This window comes from Salinivibrio socompensis S35 (assembly GCF_000513715.1).
In the GTDB taxonomy this organism is placed as follows: Bacteria; Pseudomonadota; Gammaproteobacteria; order Enterobacterales; family Vibrionaceae; genus Salinivibrio; species Salinivibrio socompensis.
This window is the reverse complement of record NZ_AQOD01000029.1, coordinates 21,366-32,055: the sequence shown is the minus strand read 5'-3', so window position 1 is coordinate 32,055 and position 10,690 is coordinate 21,366. Positions and strand designations below refer to the sequence as shown.

At 51.7% G+C, this 10,690-nt stretch carries 9 protein-coding genes and 1 pseudogene; 6 read left to right on the top strand and 4 right to left on the bottom strand.

The genetic code is table 11. From position 1 onward, the window contains the following. Positions 1 to 423 precede the first annotated feature (423 nt). Positions 424 to 756, top strand: a complete 333-nt coding sequence (locus DZ54_RS0104320; protein ID WP_025673207.1) for an SMR family transporter — start codon at positions 424 to 426, stop codon at positions 754 to 756. Positions 757 to 830: 74 nt separating this feature from the next. On the opposite strand, the pseudogene groL reads toward DZ54_RS0104320, so the two are convergent. Continuing rightward, a pseudogene (gene groL, locus DZ54_RS19025) lies at positions 831 to 2,475 on the bottom strand (chaperonin GroEL). Between the two features lie 43 nt (positions 2,476 to 2,518). Further along, on the bottom strand, positions 2,519 to 2,809 hold the full coding sequence (locus DZ54_RS0104310) for a co-chaperone GroES (RefSeq protein WP_021024083.1): 291 nt from the start codon (positions 2,807 to 2,809) through the stop codon (positions 2,519 to 2,521). Positions 2,810 to 3,028: 219 nt separating this feature from the next. On the opposite strand from DZ54_RS0104310, the gene DZ54_RS0104305 reads away from it, so the two are divergent. Continuing rightward, positions 3,029 to 4,378, top strand: coding sequence for an MATE family efflux transporter (locus DZ54_RS0104305; protein ID WP_025673206.1), 1,350 nt, complete (start codon positions 3,029 to 3,031; stop codon positions 4,376 to 4,378). Here the strand turns inward: DZ54_RS0104305 and DZ54_RS0104300 are convergent. Beyond that, complete coding sequence (locus DZ54_RS0104300) at positions 4,348 to 4,836, bottom strand: MarR family winged helix-turn-helix transcriptional regulator (protein ID WP_338057025.1); 489 nt, start codon at positions 4,834 to 4,836, stop codon at positions 4,348 to 4,350. The genes DZ54_RS0104305 and DZ54_RS0104300 overlap by 31 nt on opposite strands. A 233-nt stretch (positions 4,837 to 5,069) precedes the next feature. Here DZ54_RS0104300 and DZ54_RS0104295 point away from each other — a divergent pair, with 233 nt between their 5' ends. The 4 genes from DZ54_RS0104295 to DZ54_RS0104280 are packed head-to-tail and all read left to right on the top strand — an operon-like array spanning position 5,070 to position 9,859. Next, positions 5,070 to 6,209 (top strand): homogentisate 1,2-dioxygenase, encoded by a 1,140-nt coding sequence (locus DZ54_RS0104295; RefSeq protein WP_025673204.1) that lies wholly within the window; start codon positions 5,070 to 5,072, stop codon positions 6,207 to 6,209. A 14-nt stretch (positions 6,210 to 6,223) separates the two neighbouring features. Continuing rightward, entirely contained in the window at positions 6,224 to 7,210 is a 987-nt protein-coding gene (locus tag DZ54_RS0104290; RefSeq protein WP_025673203.1) for a fumarylacetoacetate hydrolase family protein, read from the top strand. 60 nt (positions 7,211 to 7,270) lie between these two features. After that, positions 7,271 to 7,891, top strand: coding sequence for a maleylacetoacetate isomerase (maiA, locus tag DZ54_RS0104285; protein WP_025673202.1), 621 nt, complete (start codon positions 7,271 to 7,273; stop codon positions 7,889 to 7,891). Positions 7,892 to 7,900: 9 nt separating this feature from the next. Beyond that, on the top strand, positions 7,901 to 9,859 hold the full coding sequence (locus DZ54_RS0104280) for an acetoacetate--CoA ligase (protein ID WP_025673201.1): 1,959 nt from the start codon (positions 7,901 to 7,903) through the stop codon (positions 9,857 to 9,859). A 67-nt stretch (positions 9,860 to 9,926) separates the two neighbouring features. Here the strand turns inward: DZ54_RS0104280 and DZ54_RS0104275 are convergent, their stop codons facing one another. Then, positions 9,927 to 10,451 (bottom strand): FxsA family protein, encoded by a 525-nt coding sequence (locus DZ54_RS0104275; RefSeq protein WP_025673200.1) that lies wholly within the window; start codon positions 10,449 to 10,451, stop codon positions 9,927 to 9,929. Positions 10,452 to 10,690 lie beyond the last annotated feature (239 nt).

The window sequence follows — 10,690 nt, the reverse complement described above, 5'->3', positions numbered from 1 at the left end:
AAAAAGTGAAAAGCAAAACAGCTCAAGGCTGTACCAACATGAATTGGTCACTCAGTGTATCGAATAAATCTTTTTGTCTATTCTCAACGAGTGCCCACACAGATTGCATAGGTCAAATTGTTAAAGAGCGTGTCGACTTAGTGGTCGGCATTTCGTGACTTGCGTCTCGTTGCCCCGTCGACAGGAAGCGCAGTATAGAGATCTCAGTGTTTACCGCAACCCCTTTTTGCAAAAAAAACTCGTCCGCACAAAAAACACACAAACCTGTTTTTTTTGTCTATTTTTGCGCTCATTTCAGGCGTCTTTTTGCTTGGATTTACAAACATAGTTGAAAGTTTCACCCTTTTCTAGAAAAAATGAGGCATACATCATGAAAAGGGGCTGGTAGCATAGCTTGCCTGTTTCTCACTTGGAGTCATCGATATGAAGCACTGGCTTTTTCTGGGGTTTGCTATTGTGGCAGAAGTGATCGCAACGGCGTCACTCAAAAACAGCGACGGCTTTTCAAAGCTTGTCCCTTCGGTATTAGTGGTGGTGGGGTACAGTTTTTCTTTCTATTTACTCGCGCTGACACTCCGCACTATCCCGGTTGGTATCGCTTATGCCATTTGGGCAGGTGCTGGCGTGACATTAATCGCTTTAATTGGCTGGCTGGTTTTTGGTCAGAAACTCGATACACCGGCGATTATCGGTATGGTACTGATTGTCTCGGGTGTGGCAGTGATGAATATTTTTTCATCTGCGTCTCCGCACTGAGTCGCGTTATTGCCGTCAGTCCGAGAACGAAAAACCAGCCAAAGCTGGGTTTTTTCTTTAAGAGGAGAGGCAGACTACATCATGCCGCCCATTCCTCCCATACCACCCATACCAGCAGCACCCATATCAGCACCGCCATCTTTCTGTGGCAAATCAGTGATCATCGCTTCGGTGGTGATCATCAGGCCAGCAACGGATGCCGCAAACTGAAGCGCGCTACGCGTCACTTTGGTTGGATCCAAGATACCCATCTCAATCATATCACCGTATTCACCGGTTGATGCATTGTAACCAAAGTGGTTTTCACCCGCTTTCACTTTGTTAGCGACAACAGAGTCTTCGTCACCTGCGTTAGTGGCAATTTGACGCAGTGGTGATTCCATCGCACGCAAAGCAACACGGATACCGACATTTTGCTCTTCGTTGTCACCTTTCAGCTCGCCGACTTTGCTTGCAGCACGGATAAGTGCCACGCCACCGCCAGCAACCACGCCTTCTTCAACCGCAGCACGGGTTGCGTGCAACGCATCTTCAACGCGGTCTTTCTTCTCTTTCATTTCCACTTCAGTCGTCGCACCGACTTTAATCACCGCAACACCGCCAGCCAGTTTAGCGACGCGCTCTTGCAGTTTTTCTTTGTCGTAGTCAGACGTCGCGTCTTCGATTTGTTGACGAATTTGAGCAACACGACCTTCAATCGCGGCTTCTTCACCAATACCATCAACAATCGTGGTGTTGTCTTTCGTAATGGTGACACGCTTGGCTTGGCCAAGGTCTTCTAGTGTCACTTTTTCAAGATCCATCCCGATCTCTTCAGACACGACAGTACCTGCAGTCAGGGTCGCAATATCTTGTAGCATCGCCTTACGACGATCACCGAAACCAGGCGCTTTCACGGCAGCTACTTTGACAATACCGCGCATGTTGTTTACCACCAAGGTGGCCAGCGCTTCACCTTCAAGGTCTTCTGCAATGATCAGCAGAGGACGAGACGCTTTAGACGACGCTCTAGGGTTGGTAGCAGCTCACGAATGTTAGAGACTTTTTTATCGATCAGCAGGATAAATGGGTTATCCAGCTCAACGTTGCCGGCTTCTTGGTTATTGATGAAGTATGGTGACAAATAACCACGGTCGAACTGCATGCCTTCTACAACGCTCAGTTCGTCTTGCAGTGACTGGCCTTCTTCAACGGTGATCACACCGTCAAGGCCTACTTTGTCCATTGCTTGCGCGATGAGCTTACCAACGGTGTGGTCAGAGTTTGCCGAGATAGTCCCCACTTGCTCAATCGCATTATTGCTGGTGCAAGGTGCAGACAGATTTTTCAGCTCTTCCACCGCAGCAACGACGGCTTTATCGATGCCACGTTTCAGATCCATTGGGTTCATGCCGGCTGCAACCGCTTTTAGACCTTCGCTAATAATAGACTGTGCTAATACGGTCGCTGTTGTGGTGCCGTCGCCCGCTGCATCGTTTGCTTGTGAAGCGACCTCTTTCACCATTTGCGCGCCCATGTTCTGGAATTTGTCTTCCAGCTCAATTTCACGCGCCACAGATACACCGTCTTTGGTGATGGTTGGGGCACCGAATGATTTGTCGAGCACTACGTTACGGCCTTTAGGGCCAGTGTGACGCGAACGGCATCCGCCAGAACATTCACACCTTCAAGCATTCTCGCTCGTGCGTCGTCACTAAATTTAACGTCTTTAGCAGCCATGTTTTTATTCCTTTCTTACGTTATTGATTGGAGGTGAAATGAATTACTCAACGATTGCCATAATGTCGCTTTCAGACAAGATCAAAACTTCTTGACCTTCGATCTTTTCGGTCTTAGTACCAAAGCCTTCAGAGAAGATAACAGTGTCACCCACTTGAACGTCCAACGGCTGCACACTGCCGTTTTCAAGAATACGGCCTTTACCTACCGCCAGCACTTTACCGCGGGTAGATTTTTCTGCAGCAGAACCAGTTAACACGATGCCGCCCGCTGATTTAGACTCAGCTTCTTGGCGCTCAACGATAACGCGATCATGTAGTGGACGAATATTCATCGGTCGTCTCCTGAATTAATAATGATGTTCCGTTTGATGAAGTAAGTATGCACACAGGCCGTACATGCGTCCGGTTCCTGATGTTACCCCTTATGTGGGGACGGACTTTTTCTTTCCCAAGGGCTTTACAGCAATTTTTTTGTTTTTTTTAGACACGCAACTTTCTCCCCTTATGCGGATCCGCTAGGGTAAGTCGTCCCAACTCAGCGATCAGAGACTATGAACGATAAACACGGGTTGCTTTCTGCTCCGATTAATCAAACCTTACGCAAAATGACCATTCCTATGGTGTTCGGCCTGTTTGCGATCATCATGTTCAACGTGGTCGATACCTTTTTTATCTCGCTGCTAGGGACAGAGGCGTTGGCTGCGGTGAGTTTTACCTTCCCGATCACCTTTGCGGTGAATTCCATCACCCTCGGCTTAGGGGTAGGCATTGCTGCACTTGTCGGACGGTTACTCGGCCAAGGGGATCACCAAGATGCGGCGCGCGTATCTACCCATGGATTAATATTGGCTTTGCTGCTCGTGATGTCGGTTGGCTGGTTAGGGGCCACCACCATCGCCCCCGTTTTTTCTGCATTGGGCGCAAGTGCAGACTTGCTTCCGCTTATCCATGAATATATGCAGATATGGTATCTCACTATTCCTTTATTGGTGGTGCCTATGGCGGGCAATGCGGCCATTCGCGCCACTGGTGATACCAAAACTCCCGCCAAAATCATGATGATCTCCGGCCTTATTAATGGCGTGCTCGACCCCTTACTGATTTTTGGCTTAGGGCCTTTTCCTGAGCTAGGCGTGCAAGGCGCCGCGATCGCCAGTGCCGTGAGCTGGGCAGGTGCCATGTTCGCGGCTCTCACCATTCTCATTCGGCGAGAACAGCTATTGATTGCGCCGCAATGGCACCAAATTGGCACCGATGTACGTCAGATTCTTAAAATTGGTATGCCTGCTGGGATGACCAATGCGCTCAACCCGGCCGCTGCTGCCATATTAATGATGATGCTTGCCTCTCAAGGCACGGAAAGTGTCGCCGCGTATGGTACCGCACAACGGATTGAAGCGATTTTACTGATTGTGATGATGGCGATGACGTCTTCGCTGACACCCTTGATGTCGCAAAACTTTGGCGCCCAATACCATCAGCGAGCGTTTCAAGCCCTGTTTAGCGCCATGCGCTTTGCGATCCTGTTCCAGTTTGCTCTTTACCTATCGCTATGGCCTTTTATTAGTTTGATTGCTGACTTGTTCAGTGATGATGTCCGTGTTCAACAAGAAATCGCCCATTATCTGATGGTGGTGCCCGTCAGCTACGGCCTGCAAGGTACCTTAATGCTCTTAGTTGGCGGGCTCAATGCCATGAAGCGCTCACTGCACGCGTTTGCCTGTAACCTAGTGCGCTTGTTTGTCTTTCTCGTGCCCTGCGCTTGGTTAGGCGGCATGGTGAATGGCACCCACGGCCTATTTGCCGGCATTGCGATAGCGAATGTGCTAGCCGGGATCTTGGCTTACTTGTACGCGGTGATGTTGCGCCGTCAAATGCTGGCTTCCTCTCTGCCAGTCTGATCCAGCTCATGCACTCGGTGCTGCAAGGCATCTAATGCCTGGTATAAGGCTTGATATTGCGCGGCACTGAGCCCCTCTAACATCGCTTTTTCCCACTCCAGTACCTTAGGAATTATGGTTTGATACTGTGCGCGGCCTTTATCCGTTAAGTGAATCAAGGCTGCACGCTGGTCACCTTGGCAAGCACGTCGCTCCACCAGCTGATGCTGCTCTAAACGGGTGAGCAAGCGCGACACTTTCACTTTATCTAACCGTGTCTCTGCGGCTAAATCTTTGGCCCTCACCCCATCGCGTGCCCCGAGAGAGGCTAGCACCCGCCACTCTGGCCGTGACAAACCAAACTCTGCCTCGTAGCGGGCAGCAAGACTGTCCGCGACAAGCTCCGCTGTATGAACCAATTTATAGGGCAAAAAACTGTCTAGCGCTAAGTGAGGAACGGTCATATCATTTGGTTTCAATTGAAATCATGTTATTCACTTTACGAGAGCCAACGCCAAGATGCAAAGGTAGTACTTTGTTTACACTTAGAAGGCTTAGGCGGCAAAAATACTGAACACTAAACGTAAAAAAATTGTTAACAACCCGTTGTCTTTTCGCTTCCCCGATCGCTAGTATAGGTGAATAGATTGTTTCTCTTGAAACTATTTGACTGTTCAAGGCGAGCGCCGCCGAACAGCACAAGGAGCGAGTTATGCGAAAGTGGTTTTCATTCCCTATTCGAGAGGGAGACACCTCACGCCAGGCCCACTGCGACTTTCCTGAGGGGACCTACGAGCGCGAGTGTGGCAAAGAAGGGTTCTTTGGCCCCGCCAGTCATATGTATCATCGCCACCCACCCACGGGCTGGAGCGAGTGGGAAGGGCCATTGCGACCGCATGCCTTTGATACTAACCGCGTCGAAATCCAAGGCACCTCGCCAATGGATGCACCTGTGCTGTTATCCAACGCCAATGTCCAAGTTCGCTTGTGGCGCACCGATATCGCCATGTCTTATCTGGTGCGTAACAGTGATGGTGACGATTGCTTATTTGTCCATGAGGGCGAAGGATCGCTGTATTGCGATTACGGCCACTTGCGCTATACCAAAGGCGACTACTTGATTATTCCTCGCGCCACCAGCTGGCGACTGGTGCCAGATGAAGCCACCTCTTTGTTGATGATTGAGGCGACACACGGCTCCTATATGAGCGCAGAGCGTGGCATTATCGGGGAACATGCGGTTTTTGATCCCGCGGTGTTAGAACATGCATGCATTGACGATCGCTTCAAAGCACAGCAATCCGATACCGAAAGCTGGCAGGTGATAATCAAATCGCGCCAACAGCTTAACCGTGTTACCTATCCTTACAACCCACTCGATGCCGTAGGCTGGAAGGGCAATCTCACGGTGTTCCGCCTGAATTGGCGAGATATCCGCCCCTTGATGAGCCATCGTTATCACTTACCACCATCGGCACACACCACCTTTGTCGCGCAAGGTTTTGTGATTTGTACCTTTGTGCCCCGCCCGATCGAGTCCGATCCTGGCGCGCTCAAGGTGCCTTTCTACCACAATAACGATGACTATGATGAAGTGCTTTTCTATCACCAAGGTGACTTCTTCAGCCGCGATAACATTGATGCGGGCATGGTGACCTTACACCCTTGTGGCTTCCCACACGGTCCACACCCAAAAGCCTTTGCCGCCGGTAAAAAGCATCAGAAAAAAGAAACCGATGAAGTGGCGGTGATGATCGATACCCGCATGCCACTCGATATGGGCGACGCGGCGAAAGCCACCGAACTGACCGATTATGTTTACTCTTGGCGCACGCCAAGTGACGCAGAATAGCGAAGGAGAAAGCAATGAAACTGGCTTCACTTAAACACGGACGCGACGGCAAACTGATCTTGGTATCTCGCGATCTTACGCAAGCGGTTCACGCCGATGATATTGCCCCCACTTTACAGGCAGCACTCGATAACTGGGCGACTCTCGCACCCAAACTGGCTCAGCGCTATGACGCACTCAATGATAACCAAATCAGTGATGCCTTTGCGTTTGACCCGAACGTCTGCGACTCACCGCTGCCTCGCGCTTTTCAATGGGCCGATGGCAGCGCCTACGTCAACCATGTCGAGCTGGTGCGTAAAGCACGCGGCGCGCAAATGCCAGAAAGCTTTTGGACCGATCCGCTGATGTATCAAGGCATGTCCGATGGCTTTATCGGCCCGCGTGACGAGATTGAATTGGTCGATGATGCCTGGGGCTGTGACTTTGAAGCCGAGCTGGCGGTTGTCACCGATGATGTGCCTATGAACCTGAGCGCCGACAAAGCCGGCGAACATATTAAACTACTGATGCTGGTCAACGATGTTTCACTGCGCAACCTGATCCCCGGTGAGCTCGCCAAAGGATTCGGCTTTTTCCAGTCCAAGCCCGCCTCTGCGTTTTCACCGGTGGCCGTTACCCCCGATGAACTTGGCGATCACTGGCGTGATCATAAAGTCCACTTACCGATGCATGTCACGCTAAATAGCGAATGGTTCGGCTCACCCGAGGCCGGTGTCGATATGACCTTTGATTTTGCCGAGCTGGTCGCGCATGTGGCAAAAAGTCGCCATGTCAGTGCCGGGACCATTATTGGATCAGGCACCGTTTCCAATACCGATCGCAGTAAAGGCTCTTGCTGCTTAGCCGAGAAACGGATGTTGGAAATTATCGACCAAGGCGAGGCTAAAACCCCGTTTATGACCTTTGGTGATAGCGTCACTATCGATATGCGCGACGGCCAAGATGCGTCTATTTTCGGTGCCATTGAGCAAACCGTAACCCGTTACGTCGCTAAGTAAACCCCAAGCGCGTCTAGCTCGTCTAGGCGCGCTTGACGTTGACGCCGCCTAGGAGCTTGTATGCTGCTTTATGATTACAGTAAGTCGACCGCGGCCTATCGCGTTCGCATTGCCCTTAGCCTTAAAGGCCTCACCTACCAACGCGAAGCCGTGTCCCTGCTGGATAAACACCAACATAGCGACGCCTATCGTTCGCTCAATCCCGCCGGTTTGGTACCAACCTTGGTCGATGGCGATGTCACCTTGAGCCAATCGCTAGCCATTATCGAATACCTCGACGAGCGCTATCCGGGCGTCACACTGCTACCCAATGACCCAGTGCAAAAAGCCCAATGCCGATCACTGGCGCTCGACATTGCCTGTGATATGCATCCACTCAATAACCTGCGTGTTCTGCAATACCTAACCGGCCCCTTTGGCCACAGTGATGAAGACAAAGTGACCTGGTATCACCATTGGCTAAAACAAGGGTTCGATGGCTTGGAAGCCAAATCACAAGGACTAGACAGCCCCTTTATCGGCGGAGAAGCGCCCAATTTGGCCGATATTTGTTTGGTGCCGCAGCTATTTAATGCACGCCGGTTTGCGTTTGATTTAGCAGCCTACCCAACTCTGACGCGCATTGAAGCACAGTGCCAAACTCTGGATGCATTTATACAGGCGCACCCCGATAAGGGCTAAGGAGAGGACATGAAAGACGGATTGTTGTGGCAACCGGATAAGGAACGTCAAACCCACACCCCACTCGCGGCATTTATCCGGGCCGTGAACCAGACCCACGGCACCCAGCTTGCCGGCTATGACGATCTTTACACCTGGTCGGTGAATCAAAGCGGCGCGTTTTGGCAACAATTATGGCAATTTGCCGGCATGGTGGGCGATCCGGGCGAGAGAGTGTGCGATATCGACCCCGAGCACCCTAATCGTGATAGCCAGTGGTTTCCCACCGCGCGCCTCAACTATGCCGAAAACCTGCTCAAGCACGCAGAGCAATATGTCGACCAACCAGCGATGATTTTTAGCGGCGAGGACGAGATAGCACGAACGCTCACCTGGCGTGAGTTAGTCCATCAGGTCGCAGCCATTCGTCACTATTTAGACACGCAAGGCGTTCAACCGGGCGATGTGGTCGCGGGCTATTTACCCAACCTGCCGGAAACCGTGGTGGCGATGCTCGCCACTGCGGCACTGGGGGCAATCTGGACCTCGACGTCGCCAGATTTTGGTGTCGACAGTGTATTGGATCGTTTTGGCCAAACCGAACCCAAGGTCCTGTTTACCACCGATCACTATCATTACAACGGCAAAACCTATGACTGCCTGAATAAAGCGCAGCAGGTGGTAGATAAGGTGCCAGCCATTGAGCGCCTTGTGGTGATCTCCTTTGATGGCGATCCGCTTTCCTTGCCCGCTGGCATCGACCACTGGCAAACCTTATTGGCCAGCGAACCACCGCCGCTTCGCTTTACTCGCGTGGCGTTCAATGCCCCGCTCTTTGTGCTTTACTCTTCGGGCACCACCGGCAAACCGAAATGTATTATCCATTCGGTGGGTGGGATCTTACTCAACCATCTCAAAGAGCATCAGCTGCATTCGGATGTACGCCCCGGCGATCGCTTTTTCTATTTCACCACCTGCGGATGGATGATGTGGAATTGGCAGGTCAGTGCATTGGCCAGCGGCGCGACCTTGGTGCTCTACGATGGATCGCCCTTCTATCCGGATGCCGGTGTGCTTTGGCGACTGGCCGAGCAGCACCAGCTCACGCTCTTTGGTACCGCGGCCAAATACCTAGAGGCGTTGGAAAAACAAGGGGGCTCGCCCAAAGACGATTACCAGCTAGATGCGCTGAGAGTACTGTGCTCGACCGGCTCCGTGCTCGCCCCCGAGCAGTTTGATTATGTGTATCAAAAGATAAAATCTGATCTGCAGTTAAGCTCGATTGCGGGCGGCACCGATATTTGTGGCTGTTTTGTCCTCGGCAGTCCACTGTCGCCTGTCTATCGCGGCGAAAGCCAAAAGCGTGGATTGGCGCTCGATGTGCGCGTATTTAACCCGCAAGGCCAAGCCGTGGAAGAGCAAAAAGGCGAATTGGTATGCTGCAACAGCTTCCCCAACCAGCCGGTCGGCTTTTGGCACGACACCGACGGCAGCCGCTACCACAATGCCTACTGGAATAAGATGGATGACATCTGGTTTCATGGCGATTATGTACGCCTAACGACACAAGGCGGGATGGTGTTTTATGGCCGCTCCGATGCGGTATTAAATCCAGGTGGTGTGCGGATTGGCACCGCGGAAATCTATCGGCACGTTAATCAGCTTGTCGAGATCATGGACTCGGTCGTGATTGGTCAGCACTGGCAAAACGATGTGCGCGTGGTGCTGTTTGTTAAACTTGCCGACGACGTCACGCTAGATGATACGCTCAAGCAAAACATCAAAAAGACCATACGTACGCAATGCACACCGCGTCATGTTCCCGCGATTATCGCCGAGGTGAGCGACATTCCGCGCACTAAATCAGGTAAGCTGGCCGAGTTAGCAGTGCGGGATGTGGTACATGGCCAAGACGTGGCGCAGTTGAGTGCGTTGGATAATCCAGAATCACTCGACCAATACCGCCAGCGTCCCGAGCTTATACACTAAGCCAACGATCAAAACTCAAAAAGGCCGCATCGTGCGGCCTTTGTTATTTGTGTTGGCAGATATTCGCTTAGCGTAAACGATGTTGGTCATCATCGTCGTCATCTTTGCGTTCGTACTCACCCTCAAAGGTGTTGCCGTCTTCACCACGCCCGTTGCGGCGGAAGGGATCTGCATCAAAGGGGCCTTGTGCATTCCCACCTTGCTGATGGAACCCGCCTTGGGTAAAACCCGCTTGAGAGACGGTAACGCGCTGCATCACTTGTTTTGCCAGCGCGGCACGCGGCCCAGGTAGAAGTACAAGCATGCCCATGGCATCGGTCATAAAGCCTGGCGTCAACAGCAAGACACCTGCCACCGCCAGCATCACGCCTTCCAGGATTTGCTGTGCCGGCAACTCACCGCGATTGAGCCTGTCCTGCACCGAGGCCAGCGTCATTAACCCCTGGTTACGGACCAACGATGCCCCCACAAACGCCGTGATCAGCACCAGCGCCAAGGTCGGCCACAAGCCCAGCCAGCCGCCGACCTGAATAAACAGGCCAATTTCGATCACTGGGACCAGAATAAATAGCAGTAGTAAGACTGGAAACACGGTTCACCTCGCGCTAAAAATTGACTTTTCATCCTAACATCAAAATCAGGTAAAAGCCGAACCAGGAACGCGCATTTACTGCTTGAATCCCAGCACAGGAAAGCGCATTTTGTTGAGTCGCCATGTTACAGCTGTGACCGAGGTCAGTCATTTCAACCGCATCATGTGCTGTAATATAGGTTGAAACGATGTAATAGACGATACATCTAGCCAAAATCTCTGAGGAATGGATTCTACAG